The 13,783-nt window shown below is 74.5% G+C and carries 12 protein-coding genes; 6 read left to right on the top strand and 6 right to left on the bottom strand.

Annotated features, from left to right (window positions below; translation table 11 throughout):
* Positions 1 to 51: 51 nt before the first annotated feature.
* Complete coding sequence (locus P2424_RS28405; RefSeq protein ID WP_276478519.1) at positions 52 to 543, bottom strand: FBP domain-containing protein; 492 nt, start codon at positions 541 to 543, stop codon at positions 52 to 54.
* A 71-nt stretch (positions 544 to 614) separates the two neighbouring features.
* Here P2424_RS28405 and P2424_RS28400 point away from each other — a divergent pair, with 71 nt between their 5' ends.
* Together P2424_RS28400 and P2424_RS28395 are read left to right on the top strand one after the other, a co-directional pair.
* Positions 615 to 1,190 carry a TetR/AcrR family transcriptional regulator gene (locus tag P2424_RS28400; protein WP_276478518.1) on the top strand — a complete coding sequence of 192 codons (576 nt, stop codon included), beginning with the start codon at positions 615 to 617 and terminating at the stop codon, positions 1,188 to 1,190.
* Positions 1,191 to 1,282: 92 nt separating this feature from the next.
* Positions 1,283 to 2,467 (top strand): GDSL-type esterase/lipase family protein, encoded by a 1,185-nt coding sequence (locus P2424_RS28395; RefSeq protein ID WP_276478517.1) that lies wholly within the window; start codon positions 1,283 to 1,285, stop codon positions 2,465 to 2,467.
* 22 nt (positions 2,468 to 2,489) lie between these two features.
* Here the strand turns inward: P2424_RS28395 and P2424_RS28390 are convergent, their stop codons facing one another.
* Positions 2,490 to 4,862: an ABC transporter permease gene (locus P2424_RS28390; protein ID WP_276478516.1), complete on the bottom strand. Its 2,373-nt coding sequence runs from the start codon at positions 4,860 to 4,862 to the stop codon at positions 2,490 to 2,492.
* On the bottom strand, positions 4,859 to 5,587 hold the full coding sequence (locus P2424_RS28385; protein WP_276478515.1) for an ABC transporter ATP-binding protein: 729 nt from the start codon (positions 5,585 to 5,587) through the stop codon (positions 4,859 to 4,861). Before P2424_RS28385 ends, P2424_RS28390 begins: the two co-directional genes overlap by 4 nt.
* A gap of 505 nt (positions 5,588 to 6,092) precedes the next feature.
* Here P2424_RS28385 and P2424_RS28380 point away from each other — a divergent pair.
* Positions 6,093 to 7,526, top strand: a complete 1,434-nt coding sequence (locus tag P2424_RS28380) for a hypothetical protein (RefSeq protein WP_276478514.1) — start codon at positions 6,093 to 6,095, stop codon at positions 7,524 to 7,526.
* A 321-nt stretch (positions 7,527 to 7,847) separates the two neighbouring features.
* Positions 7,848 to 8,393 carry an ANTAR domain-containing protein gene (locus tag P2424_RS28375; RefSeq protein WP_276478513.1) on the top strand — a complete coding sequence of 182 codons (546 nt, stop codon included), beginning with the start codon at positions 7,848 to 7,850 and terminating at the stop codon, positions 8,391 to 8,393.
* A 168-nt stretch (positions 8,394 to 8,561) separates the two neighbouring features.
* Here P2424_RS28375 and P2424_RS28370 read toward each other — a convergent pair whose 3' ends face one another.
* Complete coding sequence (locus tag P2424_RS28370) at positions 8,562 to 8,906, bottom strand: hypothetical protein (protein WP_276478512.1); 345 nt, start codon at positions 8,904 to 8,906, stop codon at positions 8,562 to 8,564.
* A 408-nt stretch (positions 8,907 to 9,314) separates the two neighbouring features.
* On the opposite strand from P2424_RS28370, the gene P2424_RS28365 reads away from it, so the two are divergent.
* Positions 9,315 to 10,253, top strand: coding sequence for a SigB/SigF/SigG family RNA polymerase sigma factor (locus P2424_RS28365; protein WP_276478511.1), 939 nt, complete (start codon positions 9,315 to 9,317; stop codon positions 10,251 to 10,253).
* Positions 10,254 to 10,411: 158 nt separating this feature from the next.
* On the opposite strand, the gene P2424_RS28360 is transcribed toward P2424_RS28365, so the two are convergent.
* Together P2424_RS28360 and P2424_RS28355 are read right to left on the bottom strand one after the other, a co-directional pair.
* Complete coding sequence (locus P2424_RS28360) at positions 10,412 to 11,062, bottom strand: phosphoribosyltransferase family protein (RefSeq protein WP_276478510.1); 651 nt, start codon at positions 11,060 to 11,062, stop codon at positions 10,412 to 10,414.
* 76 nt (positions 11,063 to 11,138) lie between these two features.
* Positions 11,139 to 11,792 carry an alpha/beta family hydrolase gene (locus tag P2424_RS28355; protein WP_276479162.1) on the bottom strand — a complete coding sequence of 218 codons (654 nt, stop codon included), beginning with the start codon at positions 11,790 to 11,792 and terminating at the stop codon, positions 11,139 to 11,141.
* Between the two features lie 397 nt (positions 11,793 to 12,189).
* Between P2424_RS28355 and P2424_RS28350 the strand changes: the two genes are divergently transcribed.
* On the top strand, positions 12,190 to 13,698 hold the full coding sequence (locus P2424_RS28350; protein ID WP_276478509.1) for a citrate:proton symporter: 1,509 nt from the start codon (positions 12,190 to 12,192) through the stop codon (positions 13,696 to 13,698).
* Positions 13,699 to 13,783: the final 85 nt, after the last annotated feature.

Genomic DNA, 13,783 nt, shown 5'->3' with positions numbered 1-13,783 from the left:
CGGGCGCCGCCGTCGCCGTGCCCGCGGGGCGGCCCCGGAGCCGCCCCGGGATCAGGCCGTCACCCGGGCCAGGAACGTGTCGAGGTTGGCCGCCGCGCGCTGGATCTTCTCCTCGACGGTGAGCGACTCGCGGTACCGGACGGCGAGGCCCGTGTCCTTCTTGCCCCGTACGTAGAGCGAGCAGCTCAGGTCGCTGCACAGGTAGGTGCCCACCGAGTTGCCCTGCTTCCCGGCCTTGCCGGCCATCGGCGCGACCATCAGCGAGACCCCGCTCGTGTGGTCGGTCAGGCATATCGAGCACATGCTGCGCCGGGTCTGCCAGGGGGCCGGGGCGGGGCAGCGCAGTGCGAGGGCTCTGGGGCGGTCGCCCCGCCGGGTGACCAGGTAGGCGCGGTCGGGGGCCTGGGGGTCGCGCCAGCCCAGGTAGTCCAGGTCCGCCCAGGGCCGCTCGGCCAGGTCGCGTGGCACGGACAGCCGCTTGGCCTCGCCCTTCGTGCAGTTCACGAACGCGGCCCGGATCTCTCGCTCGGTCAACGGTTGCATATACGTGAGGCTAATTTGCCTAAAGGTGTTAGGCAAATAGATAATGGCCTCAGGTCGACAGGAGGAGCGTTATGGTGCGTGCGGGGCTGACCACGGAGCGACTGATCCGGGTGGGCGCGGAGCTGGCCGACGAGGTCGGCTTCGATCAGGTGACCCTCTCGGAGCTGGCCCGGCGCTTCGACGTCAAGGTCGCGAGCCTGTACTCGCATCTGCGCAACTCGCAGGAGCTCAAGACGAAGATCGCGCTGCTCGCCCTGGAGGAGATGGCGGACCGGGCCGCCGAGGCGCTCGCCGGACGCTCGGGCAAGGACGCGCTGACGGCCTTCGCGAACGTCTACCGCGACTACGCGCGGGAGCACCCCGGGCGCTACGCCGCCGCGCAGACCAGGCTGGACCCGGAGACGGCGGCGGCCGGCGCGGGGATCAGGCACTCCCGGATGACCCGGGCGCTGCTGCGCGGCTACGACCTGCCGGAGCCGGACCAGACGCACGCGGTCCGGCTGCTGGGCAGCGTCTTCCACGGCTACGTGAGCCTGGAGATGGGCGGCGGGTTCAGCCACAGCGCCCCGGACACCCAGCAGACGTGGGAGCGGGTGCTGGACTCCCTCGACGCGCTGCTGCGCAACTGGCCCGAACCCCGCCCGTGACGCCCCTCCGTGCCCGCACCCGTACCGACCCGCAGCCACCCGGACCGCCCTGGACCCATCCGACCGACCGACGACGCGAACAGGCTGAGGACATGCACGCCGAGGACGACTGGACCACCACACCCCTGACCGCGGACCTCGTGCGCGGCGCGTCCGCACTGGAGCGCACCGAGCACGGCCTGCTGCCGCACCGGCTGCCCGCCGCGGCCCGGGCCCAGTGCGACGACGGGCAGCTGCACATGGCCGAGTCCCAGCCCTCCGGGGTGCGGCTGGCCTTCCGTACCGCCGCGACCGCCGTCGAACTCGACACCCTGCCCACCAAGCGGGCCTACACCGGCCTCCCGGCCCTCCCCGACGGGCTGTACGACCTGGTCGTGGACGGCGGCCTGGCCGACCAGGGCGGGGTGCCGGGCGGCAACACCCTGACCGTCGACATGGCGGCCGGGACCGCCGAGACCACGTCCGGCCACGGCGGCACGCTCCGCTTCACCGGGCTGCCGGACCGGATGAAGGACGTCGAGATCTGGCTGCCGCACAACGAGACCACCGAGCTGCTGGCCCTCCGCACCGACGCCCCCGTCGATCCGCTGCCCGACCGGGGCCGCAGGGCGTGGCTGCACCACGGCAGTTCGATCAGCCAGGGCTCCAACGCGGCGAGCCCCACCACGACCTGGCCCGCGCTCGCCGCCGCGCGCGGCGGTGTGGAGCTGGTCAACCTGGGGCTGGGCGGCGGGGCGCTGCTCGACCCGGGCACCGCCCGCGCGATGCGGGACACCCCGGCCGACCTGATCAGCGTCAAGATCGGCATCAACGTGGTCAACAGCGACCTGATGCGGCTGCGCGCCTTCACCCCGGCCGTGCACGGCTTCCTCGACACCCTCCGCGAGGGGCACCCGGACACGCCGCTGCTGGTCGTCTCGTCCCTCCTGTGCCCGATCCACGAGGACACCCCCGGCCCCAGCCTCCCGGACCTGGAAGCCCTCGGGGAGGGTCGGCTGCGGTTCGTGGCCATGGGCGATCCGGCGGAGCGGGCCGCGGGGAAGCTGACCCTGCGGAGCATCCGCGAGGAGCTGTCCCGGGTGGTGCGGTCCCGCGCGTCCGACGACCCGAACCTGTACTACCTCGACGGCCTGGAGCTCTACGGCGAGGCGGACGCCGCCGAACTGCCGCTGCCCGACGCGCTCCACCCGGACGCGGCCGCCCACCGCCGCATCGGCGAACGCTTCGCCGCGCACGTGTTCGCGGACGGCGGCCCGTTCGCCGCCGCGCCCGCGTGAGCGGCCCCGCGGCCGGCCTCCGTCACTCCGTGCGGAGGCCGGCCGGGCGCATCATGCGCCACAGCAGTGGCAGGCTCAGCAGCGTCACGACGGCGACCAGCCCGGCGCCGACGGCGAACATCGGCCAGATGACGCTCCAGTCCACGACGGACCGCGAGATGACCCGCAACAGGGTCCAGCCGAGGCCGAGACCGAACGCCGAGGCCAGCACGAGCCCCAGGGCCACCGGGATCGCCGTCTGCCAGAGCACGGAGGCGCCCAGCGTGCCGCGGCGGGTCCCGAAGGCCACCAGCACCGCCAACTGCCGCCTGCGTTCGCGCAGCTGTTCCGCCTGCGACACGACCATGCTGGCGGCGATGAGCACCAGCACCGCGGTGGCCGCGGCGAAGATGACCCGGCTCAGCTCGGCGAACCCGGCGGAGATCTTCGTCGGTTGGGACAGCCACACGTCGGCCGCCGGGCTCTGCCGGTAGACGGTCGTGCGGACGTGCTCCAGCGCCTCCGGCTCGTCGTCCTGGAGCCGCACCCAGCCGGTGTACCGGAGGTCGAGACGGTCGGGGGCGAGCGCGCCGGGCGTCACCAGGATCCCGGTGACCGGAGGGCCCCAGCCGGACGGCTTCGCGGGCACGGTGCGGGTGGCGTCGGGGATCCGCCAGTTCTCGGTGCCGCGGCCGTCGGGCCCGGCCACCCGGAGGGCGGCTCCGGCGTGCGGCGGGGCGGGACGGCTGGTCTCCTCGTCCGTGTCCCGCGGGTCGGCCGCAGCGCGGAAGACCTGCCCGTCGCGGCAGGAGCCGACCTCCGCCACCCTCCCCAGCGTTGCGCAGTCGCCCACGATGACCTGCGCGTACTGCGCAGCGTCGGTGCCCGCCGCCTCTCCCGCGACCTCCTGGGTGCTCTCCAGGAACCCGTCGGTCCCGGCGACGCCCGGGGTGGCGGCGAGAGCCCGGTCCAGCTTCCGGGCGCCCGCGGTGTCGGCTGTGAGGTCGATGACGTTCACCCGCCGCTGCGCGGACTTCTCCTGGCCGGTGTCGTGTGTGGCCTCCGCCTCGACCCCGCTGAACAGCAGTTGCAGCGCGACGGCCCCGGCCACGGCGACGGTGATTCCGCTGACGGCCCGGGTCGCCGTGCCGCTGGACAACTGGAGCCGGCGCACCGCGAGCTGCCAGGAGACCGGCCCTCCGCGCAGCTTGCCGACCAGCCGCTCCACCCCCCAGGGCAGTATCAGCGCGACCCCGCTCAGCAGCGCCACCACCCCGGCGGTGACCCGGAACTCGTTCACCTCGCCGCCCCCCGGGCCCAGCGCCCCGGCCAGCGGCAGCAGCAGCGCCAGCCCGACCACCGGAGGCAACAGCCGCCACCACAGCCGGCGCGGCCGCGGCGTGCTCTCCCGGGTCACCCGCACCGGCTCGATCGTCACGCCCCGCAGCGCGAACACGGCGGCGCCGACGGTCACCAGCGGCAACCCGAGCACCACCAGCGCGCCCAGCACCGGGTCCGGGACCACGTCGGCGGGGAAGACACTGACGTCGAAGAGGGTGACGTCCGCGGCCAGTCCGCGCCCGAGCGCGAAGACCGCGCCGCCGAGCAGCAGCCCCAGCAGCGCTCCGGCCAGCGACTCACCGGCGGCGATCCGGCGGGTCATGGCCGCGTCGGCGCCCACCAGTCGCAGGGCCGCCAGCCGCTGGTCCCGCCGCTCGCCGCCGAACCGGGTGGCCGTCCCGATGAAGGTGGCCACCGGCATCAGCAGCACGGCGCACGCCACCGCGCCCAGCAGGATCAGCAGCGGGTCCACCTCGCCGTGCTCCTCGACGTGGCCGAAGTACTTCACGCGCTGTGCGTCCCCCGCCCGCAGCGCGTCACTGCCCAGGTAGAAGGAGAGATCGGCCGGTCCGAGCAGGCCGTCGTCGCCGATGACGCCGACGACCCGCGCGTTCAGCCGCTTCGCGAGCTCAGCGCCCTCCGCGGAGTCGAGCAGCTCCTTGAGCGCGGGCGAGACCACCATCTCGCCGGGCCCCGGTATCCGTTCGGTGCCCGGCGGGGTCACCGGGTGGCTGCCGTCGGCCTGCAGGAGCCGACCGTCGATGTCCCGCCCGTGGAAGGTGGTGTTCGCGACGGCCGTCAGCAGGGTGCGCTCGGTGGCCCGGCTCTCGTCCGCCGAGGTGGCGTTCCCCAGTGCCGAGCCGTTGACCGCGCGGGCGTCCCGGCGGGACTCCTGCGCGCTCATGATCGACGGCACCGCGGCGGCCAGCAGCAGCATGGCCACCCCGAGCCCCACCCCGACGGCGGTCAGCAGGGTGCGGAGCCGGCCCTGCCGGCCGGAGAAGGCGAATCCGGCGCCCATGGCCAGGTCCCGCGTCCACGCGCGCACCCGGTGCGCCCTGGGCCTGTCGCTCATACCGCGCCCACCACACCGCTCATGTCCCGTGCCGTGCCGTCCCGTACGACGACCTCGCGGTCGGAGTAGGCGGCCACCCGCGCCTCGTGGGTGACGAGCACCACCGCGGCCCCGGTCTCGCGGGCGGCGGTCGTCAGCAGCTGCATGACCCGCTCACCGTTGAGCGAGTCCAGCGCGCCGGTCGGCTCGTCGGCGAAGACGACGCGGGGGGATCCGGCCAGCGCGCGGGCCACGGCGACGCGCTGGCCCTGGCCGCCGGAGACCTGGCCGGGCCGGTGGTGGCGGATGTCGTCGACCTCCAGGCGGGCGAGCCACTCCTGGGCCTGTGCCTCGGCCTCCTTGCGGCGTGCGCCCGCCAGCCGCAGCGGGAGGGCCGCGTTCTCCAGGCAGGTCAGCTCGGGCACCAGTTGTCCGAACTGGAAGATGAACCCGAAGTCACCGCGGCGGAGCGTGCTGCGTTCCGCGTCCGAGAGCGCCGACATCTCGCGGCCCCGGTAGGTGATCCGGCCCGCGTCCGGCGGGACGATTCCCGCCAGGCAGTGCAGCAGTGTGGACTTGCCGGAGCCCGAGGGGCCCATCACCGCGACGACTTCACCGGCGGCGACGGAGAAGTCGGCACCGGAGAGCGCCGCTGTCGATCCGTAGGTCTTGTGCACGCCCTCGGCGTGCAGCAGGGGTCCGGCCGACGGGTCGGACCCCTGGCCGGTGCTGAGTGGGGGGAGCAAGGGGCGCACCTCCGGGGTGGGTTCGTGGGTGGGGCGGCGGCCGTCCCGGGGCCGGCGCGGGTCGTTTCGGCTTCCGCCGCGGAACCGCTCGGGGACCTCCGGGAAGCCGCGGCGGGTGGCCTCGCGGATCGCCGGGGCGGAAGCGGACGGGATCGAGTCGTGGTGGGTGTGCGGTGCTGTCCGCCGCCGTGGGCCGCCGGTCACCGGCGTTCGCCGGCCGGCCGGATGAGCGGCGGCCGGTGGGACGGGTGGCGGATGGGCATGCCGACGACTCTACATCATGTGTATACACGGGGTGTATACCTGTCCGCGGCGCCTCGGGAGGCGCGGCCGGCAGGGGCCGGCCTCCGTGCCCGGCCTCCGCCCCGGAGCCGGACCCGGAGGCCGGTACAGCGTTGGATGCCGGGTCCGGTGGAAAAGTTCACGGCGGGTCAGGGGTGGCTTTCCGTTGCGAGGCAGAGATTTCTCAAAGTGAGGAATGTCTGTTATGCGCTAACGTGATCGTATGAACGCCGTACGAAGGGGTGCGCGGCTCGTGTCGGTGCTCACCGCGGCACTGGTCGCGCTGCTGCTGACGACCGCGGGCCCCGGCGGGCCGCGCGCCGCGGACGGCGACGGAGTGTCCGCGGCGGCCGCCGCACTGCGGGACGGCCCCGTACACGTCGACCCGCGCGCCCGCGACGCGCTCCCCCCGGCGGCCGCCAAGGCGCTGCGAAGCACCGTCGAACGGGCCGACAAACCGGTCCTCGTCGCCGTGCTGCCCGCCGACGGCGACTTCGACCGGAAGACGCTGCTGCGTCAGCTGCGCACCGCGACCGGCATCCCCGGCGTCTACGCGGTCGCGCTCGGCGACCGCTTCGACGCGGGCGCCGACAGTCGGATCATGTCGCGGGACGCCGTCCGGGACGCGGTCGACGCGGTCCGGCGCGCGCACCCGGGAGACCCCGGCGCGATGGTCACCGACTTCACCGACCGGGCGGTCCGGCAGGCCTCCGGTTCGGCACCCGCGGCCTGGGACGGGGACGGTGCCGCCGGGGACGGCGGCCGCACCGGAGGCGGCACCGCGGCGATCGTCACCCTGGGCGTCCTGGTGCTGCTCGCCGGAGGCGGCGCCTTCCTGGTCAGCCGGGGTTCCCGCAGGCGGCGGGCGCGGCTGGAGCGGGCCGGACTGGAGAAGCTGCGCCCGGTCGTGGACGAGGACATCACCGCGTTCGGCGAGGAACTGAGCCGGATCGGCTTCGACCCGGCCACCGCCACCGCCCGCGCCCGTCCGGACGGCACCGGCGCCGCTGCCGCCGGGACCGGGGCCGAGACGGGCGGCGAGGAAGCGGATGCCGCGCGCGAGGACTACGCGCGGGCACTCGACGCGTACGACGACGCCAAGACCCGGATGGCCGACGCGCGCCGCCCCCAGGACGTCCGCGAGGTGAGCCGGGCGCTGGCGGACGGCAGATTCGCCCTCGCCACCCTGGAAGCCCGGCTGCGCGGCGCGGCCCTGCCCGAGCGCCGGGCCCCGTGCTTCTTCGACCCGCGGCACGGGCCGTCGGTCGAGGACGTGCAATGGGCGCCGCCGGGCGGAACCGAGCGGGCCGTCCCCGTCTGCGCGGCGGACGCCGCCCGGCTGGCCGGCGGCGAGGAGCCCGCGACCCGCGAGGTCGGCACCCCGCAGGGGCCGCGGCCGTACTGGGAAGCCGGACCGGTGTACGCGCCGTGGGCCGCCGGGTATTTCGGCGGGGGGCTGCTGCCCGGCCTGCTGATGGGCACCCTGCTGGGCGGCGCGCTCGGCGGGCCGTACCCGGACGGGCTCGGCGACCCCTCCGGCGGAGGCGACTTCGGCGGTGACTTCTCCGGGGGCGGCGCCGATCCGCGCGACTTCGGCGGCGGCTTCGGTGACGGCGGCGGCGGCTTCGGCGGCGGTGACTTCGGGGGCGGATTCTGAGGGGCGAGGGGCGATTTCCGGCCGAACTCCGACCCGGCGCCCCCGGTGGGCCGCTGCCACTTCCGGTGCGCCGCGGGCCCAGTCGGGTTTGCCCTTGCGGATCGGCGGTAACGTGCACCGGTACGCGGGAGTGAGCTCGCCTCGCGGAGGCACCGGCGGGTTGGGGACACAGCCCCCGGTGCCGTTTTTCTGCTGCGATGCCCGGTTGGCACAGGGTTGCTGGTATCGGGCCGGTGGGTTCACGCTCGGAGGAGCCCGGTACGCGGGTCGGCTGTCACAGCGGTTCCGCGGAAAGGGCCGTCCGAACGCTGGGAGAGCTTGATGAGTGCCGCAACCGGGTCTGCGCGTACGGCTGCGCTCGCGGGATGCCCGCGGCCCAGAACCGTACCGCTGGGCGAGGCGACCACGTCGGCCGCGCCCCCGGCCCACAGGACCGAGGCCGAACGCGAGCCCGTCGACGTGGACGGGGCGGAACCGGACGGCTCGGCGGACCCCGGCGACGGGCCGCTGTCCGCGCGGGAGCGCGCGGAGCTGACCGCGCGGATCGACGAACTCGAGACGGAGGCCGGGCAGCTCCGGGAGGCGCTGACGAGCCGTCCCGCCATCGACCAGGCCAGGGGCATGGTGATGGCCCTGGCGCCGTGTGACGCGGAGACGGCCTGGCAGGTCCTGGTGCGGGTGTCCCAGCACTCCAACGTCAAGCTGCGGAGCGTGGCCGCCGCGCTGGTGTCCGGCGCCGAGGGCACCGCCGTCCCCAAGCCGGTGCGCAAGCACCTGGCCACCGCCCTCCGCGAGGTGCGGACGGAGCCCGGCCGACGCGCCGGAAGCGGCCCACCGGACCGCCGCGAGTCGCGCGGACAGCGCTGACCCCGGTCGGGTGACCCGGCGCACGCACCGGCGGGTCACCCGGCCACCGGCACCGGCCCGACGACCGTGGCGGCACCGCCGTGAGCCGCGCGGTCCGTCCCGGCGCGGAACCGCTTCCGTGGAAGGCGCCGGTCCGCGGGCGTGCCGGTCCGGGCCGCCGGGCCCCGACTACTCCGTCGCGTACTGCTGCGGCCGCTCCCCGGCCGGGGGGCCGGGGAGCTGACCGGCTCGCGGGCCGGCGGGCCCGGCCGGCGCCTTCGGCGCGGGCGGTCCGTTACGGCGCGGCTGCTCAGGAGCAGGAGCAGGAGCAGGCGCGGGACGACCCGCCGGAGGCTCTGCTGACTCCGGTCTTCCGGTACTGGGGTGGCGGTGGTGCACGGGCGAGAAGTCCACCGCCTGCTCGGCTTCCTGCGTGAGTGCCTCGGCGGCCTGGCGTACATCACCGGGCACGTCGCCGTGCTCCTCGATCAGGCTGCTGTAGATGGGCGGACCGGTGGCGCTGTCGGTCGTCATGCGGGGAATCTCCTGGTGAGGGTAAGGGCAGACAACCGGCCATCCACAGGGATGCAGATGGCCGGACGCCGACCTTACGCCCCCGGCCCGGTCGGCCCGCCACGCGGGCCCGCCGCCGCGGCGGGCTCCGACCGTCCCGCACAGATCCGCACAAACTCCGTACCCTCCCGTGCAGCCCCGAACAGTCCCAGGAACTCCCGGACAGCAGTCGTACCGGCTCGGAGGAAACGGATGTCCACCTGACAGGTCGGGGTGTTTACCGGAGTCCGAGTCGGATACACGAGACTCCACGTGCTTGGGAGTACAGGCACATCGCGGGAGGAGACCCCAGGGTCCCCCGGGTGTGTCACCCGGGCGTTTCTCCCGCGATCGTCCACGTGTCAGCGACACCGGGAGGAGCCCGATCCCATGTGCCCCGTGAAGTACCGTCCGCAGCGCACCCGCCACAGCCACGACGACGCACCCGACACCGCGGAGGACTTCGCGCGGCTGGCCACACTCCCGGAGGGTCCGGAGCGGGAGGAACTGAGCAGCCGGCTGGTGGAGGCGTGGCTGCCGATGGCACATCGGCTGGCCGCCAAGTACCGCAACCGCGGCGAGTCCCTGGAGGACCTGGAGCAGGTCGCCGCGCTCGGCCTGGTCAAGGCGGTGGACCGCTACGACCCCGCGCAGGGGACGCCGTTCGTGCCGTTCGCCGTGCCGACCGTGACCGGTGAGATCCGGCGGCACTTCCGGGACCACACCTGGGACGTGCATGTCCCCAGGCGGGTGCAGGAACTGCGGAACAAGGTGCGGAACGCCGTCCGGGAATTGACCGCGGGCCTGGAGGAAGGCCCGCCGTCGGTGGCGCGGATCGCCGAGCACACGGGCATGTCCGAGGAGGACGTGGCCGCTGGGATGGAGGCGCTGGACAGCTTCCGCTCGCTGTCGTTGGACGCGTCCGTCGCGGGCAGCGCCGACGACGGCTTCTCGCTCGCCGACACGCTCGGGGCCTCGGAGCCCGAGTACGACACGGTGGTGGCGCGGGAGGCGGTCAAGCCGTGCCTGCGTGAACTGCCCGAGCGCCAGCGGCAGGTGCTGTATCTGCGCTACTTCCGCGACATGACCCAGTCGCGCATCGGCGAGGAGCTGGGCATCTCCCAGATGCACGTCTCCCGGCTGCTGTCCAAGAGCTGCGAGCGGGTCCGCCGCCAGGTCGAACACGAGCGCCGTGCCGCGCGCCGCCCGGCGGAGACGGGCTCCGCCCGCACCGGCCGGAGCGGGCGCGGCAGCCGCCGTACGACCGGTGCCGGCCAGACCGGGCGCCGTACCTCGGCGGCCGCCCCCGGTGCCGCGGCAGCCGCCTGACGACGTCGAACGTCCTCGGCGCCGGAGCCGTCAGCCCCCTGCCTCACCGCCGGGGTGCCCGCGAAGCGTGTTCCGGGCACCCCGGCACGGGTCTGCCGCGGGGCGCCGGCGGTGTACCCCTACCGTCGGCGCCGCCCGTACGGGCCCGCCGGTGGGCCTCAGCCCGCCGTTGTCGTGTGCAGGGCCTCGGTCACCTCCGCGTCGGTGATCTGCGGGAAGTTCTCGTACCACAGGCCAACCGCCTCGAAGACGGCCGGCTGGTTCGGGCAGAGCACGGTGTCCGCCTCGCGGCTGAGTTCCCGGACGGCCTGCGGCGAACCGACCGGGACCGCCAGGATGAGCCGGGCCGGTCGCTGCCGCCGCAGATGCCGCAGCGCGGCCCGGGCCGTGACACCCGTCGCCAGCCCGTCGTCGACGACGAGGACGGTGCGGCCCTCGATCCGCGGTTCGGGGCGGCCGCCCCGGTAGAGGCTCTGGCGGCGGTGCATCTCGGCGCGCTCGTGCGCCACGGTCGAGGACAGCCGGTCCGCGGTGAGCCCGAGCATCTCCAGGGCCGTCGCGTCGTAGACCGGCGGATCCTCCCCGGCGATGGCTCCGACACCGTACTCCGGCCGGCCCGGCAGCCCGATCTTGCGGGCCACGAGCACGTCCAGCGGCGCGTGCAGCGCGCGTGCCACCTCCGCGGCGACGGGTACCCCGCCCCGCGGCAGCGCCAGCACCAGCGGGTCCCGCAACTCCTCCGTCCGCTGCAACCGGCTGACCTCCGCGGCGAGTTCGCGGCCCGCCTGGACGCGGTCTGCGAAACGCATCTCGGCTCCCTTCTCGCGACATCCGGCCGACGCCCGGCCGGCACCGGCCGATGTGCGGCCCGTACCGGGCCGCGCCTCATTCGCCGTCCGTGGTGGGCGGGAGCGCGAACCACCCGGCCGCCACCCGCGCGACCTCCTCCAGGGTTCCGGGCTCCTCGAACAGATGGGTGGCGCCCGGGACGATGTGGATCCGGTGCGGGGCGCGCAGCCGCTCGGCGGCGGCCTCGTTCAGCCGCAGCACCTGGTGGTCGTCACCCCCGACGATCAGCAGCACCGGAGCCAGCACCTCCGGGAGGGCGTCACCCGCCAGATCGGGCCGGCCGCCGCGGGAGACCACCGCGTACACGGTGCCCGGCCGCTCGGCCGCGGCCGTCAGCGCCGCCGCCGCCCCGGTGCTCGCCCCGAACAGGCCCACCGGCAGTCCGGCCGTCCGCCCGTGGCGGGTCAGCTCGTCGACGGCTGCCACCAGACGGCGACCCAGCAGCGGGATGTCGAACCGGTGCTCCGCTGTCGCGGCGTCGATCCGCTCCTCGTCCTCGGTCAGCAGATCCAGCAGGAGGGTGGCCAGCCCCTCCTCGCGCAGCGCGGCGGCGACCGCGCGGTTGCGGGGGCTGAAGCGCGAGCTGCCGCTGCCGTGCGCGAACAGCACAGCGCCCGTCACCCGGTCCGGCACCTGGAGATCACCGGTGAGCACCGTTCCGCCGCCGGTCCTGATCCGGACGGTTTCCATGGTTTCCGTAGGCACGCCCTCTCACTCCCCTCACACCGCGTGCCCTTCCCGGGTGCCCAGCGCCGCCGCGTCCAACCAGGTCGGCGCCGTCCCGGCCGGACGGCTCCGACGTCGGACCGGGGCCGCCGGGAGTCCGGGGCCGCGGACCCGGACTCCCGGCCCTCGGGATTGCCGAGCCACCCGTGTGAGCTGGGGTTTCGCGCATATTGCTCGCGGATGACGCCCTTGTGACGACGAGTCGACGCTGCTTACCGTCGGGCGACCGCAGGGCGCCGGGGCCCCGTCACAGGGCCGCCACCCGGCGCTCCGTCACCGGGCACCGGGCCCCCGCCGCGTCACGGCAGGGGCGCGGGCGGCTTCCCCCGCCGCGTCGCGGCGGGCGAGAGATTGGTTTTCCATGCTGACGATCCTCGGATTTGTCATGATCGCCACCTTCCTGGTGCTGATCATGGCCAAGAAGATGTCCCCCATCGCCGCGCTCGTGCTCATCCCCGCGCTCTTCTGCGTGCTGGTCGGACAGGGTGCGCACCTGGGCGAGTACGTCCTCGACGGCGTCGGCGACCTCGCCCCCACAGCCGCCATGCTGATGTTCGCCATCATCTACTTCGGCGTCATGATCGACGTCGGCCTCTTCGACCCGATCGTCCGCGGCATCCTGCGCTTCTGCCGAGCCGACCCGCTGCGGATCGTGCTGGGCACGGCGCTGCTCGCCGCCATCGTCTCGCTGGACGGGGACGGCTCGACCACCTTCATGATCACGGTCTCCGCGCTGCTGCCGCTCTACCGGCGGCTGGGCATGAGCGTCGTCGTGCTGACCGGTGTCGCCGCCACCGCCAACGGCGTCATGAACACCCTCCCCTGGGGCGGGCCCACCGCGCGGGCCGCGACCGCGCTGCACGTGGACGCCGGCGACATCTTCGTCCCGATGATCCCCGCGCTCGCCGTCGGCCTGCTGTGCGTCCTGGTCCTCTCGTACGCCCTCGGCCTGCGGGAGCGCCGCCGCCTCGGCCTGCTGTCCGGGACCGGGGCCGACACCGCCGGATCCGGGCCCGGCGCCGAGGCGGAGACCGTGCTGGTGGGTGCGGGAGCGGGCACCCCTGCGGGCGCCGGACGGGTCTCGCTGAGCAAGGTGCGGCCCGGCGGCGCCGCGGGTCCCGGTGCCCGGGCCGCGGACGGCGGCGCACACTCCGGTACGGGCAGCGGCGGCACCGCGCACCCCGGCACCGGCGGCGATGCCGCACCTTCCGGCAGCCCGGCGGGCGGGGCCGCGGTGCTCGACCCGCACCGGTCCACACTGCGCCCGAGGCTCTACTGGTTCAACGCGGCCCTCACCGTCGCCCTCCTGGCCCTGCTGATCACCCAGCTCCTCCCCATCCCTGTCCTGTTCCTGCTGGGCGCCGCGGTCGCGCTGACGGTCAACTTCCGGGACATGGCCGACCAGAAGGCCCGCATCGCGGCGCACTCCGAGAACGTGCTCAACGTGGCGGGCATGGTCTTCGCCGCGGCCGTCTTCACCGGCGTACTGACCGGTACCGGCATGGTGGAGGAGATGGCGCGCACCGTGGTCGGCGCGATCCCCGACGCGCTGGGACCGCACATGGCGGTGGTCACCGCGATCCTGAGCATCCCGTTCACCTACCTGATGTCGAACGACGGCTTCTACTTCGGCATCGTCCCGATCCTCTCCGAGGCCGGGGCCGCGCACGGGGTCAGTTCACTGGAGATCGCCCGCGCCTCGCTCGTCGGCCAGCCGCTGCACATGTCGAGCCCGCTGGTCCCGGCGGTCTACGTCCTGGTCGGGATGGCGAAGGTCGAGTTCGGGGAGCACACCCGGTTCACGATCAAGTGGGCGGTGCTGACCTCCCTGACGGTGCTGGGCGCGGGACTGCTCTTCGGGATCATGTAGCCGGACTCTCCTGGACGCCCCGCCGCGATCGTCCTCTACTCTTCCTGGCATGAAGTACCGGAAGGCCTGATTCCGGACAGGCTCG

This window comes from Streptomyces sp. WMMB303, from assembly GCF_029351045.1.
GTDB lineage: Bacteria > Actinomycetota > Actinomycetes > Streptomycetales > Streptomycetaceae > Streptomyces.
The sequence above is the reverse complement of the archived record's forward strand: the minus strand, read 5'-3'. Positions and strand labels throughout refer to the sequence as shown.

Excerpts from the sequence above, each read along its gene's own strand:
- P2424_RS28405 (WP_276478519.1), bottom strand. The coding sequence starts at position 543 with ATGCAACCGTTGACCGAGCGAGAGATCCGGGCCGCGTTCGTGAACTGC.
- P2424_RS28400 (WP_276478518.1), top strand. The coding sequence starts at position 615 with ATGGTGCGTGCGGGGCTGACCACGGAGCGACTGATCCGGGTGGGCGCG.
- P2424_RS28395 (WP_276478517.1), top strand. The coding sequence starts at position 1,283 with ATGCACGCCGAGGACGACTGGACCACCACACCCCTGACCGCGGACCTC.
- P2424_RS28390 (WP_276478516.1), bottom strand. The coding sequence starts at position 4,862 with ATGAGCGACAGGCCCAGGGCGCACCGGGTGCGCGCGTGGACGCGGGAC.
- P2424_RS28380 (WP_276478514.1), top strand. The coding sequence starts at position 6,093 with ATGAACGCCGTACGAAGGGGTGCGCGGCTCGTGTCGGTGCTCACCGCG.
- P2424_RS28375 (WP_276478513.1), top strand. The coding sequence starts at position 7,848 with ATGAGTGCCGCAACCGGGTCTGCGCGTACGGCTGCGCTCGCGGGATGC.
- P2424_RS28370 (WP_276478512.1), bottom strand. The coding sequence starts at position 8,906 with ATGACGACCGACAGCGCCACCGGTCCGCCCATCTACAGCAGCCTGATC.
- P2424_RS28365 (WP_276478511.1), top strand. The coding sequence starts at position 9,315 with ATGTGCCCCGTGAAGTACCGTCCGCAGCGCACCCGCCACAGCCACGAC.
- P2424_RS28360 (WP_276478510.1), bottom strand. The coding sequence starts at position 11,062 with ATGCGTTTCGCAGACCGCGTCCAGGCGGGCCGCGAACTCGCCGCGGAG.
- P2424_RS28355 (WP_276479162.1), bottom strand. The coding sequence starts at position 11,792 with ATGGAAACCGTCCGGATCAGGACCGGCGGCGGAACGGTGCTCACCGGT.
- P2424_RS28350 (WP_276478509.1), top strand. The coding sequence starts at position 12,190 with ATGCTGACGATCCTCGGATTTGTCATGATCGCCACCTTCCTGGTGCTG.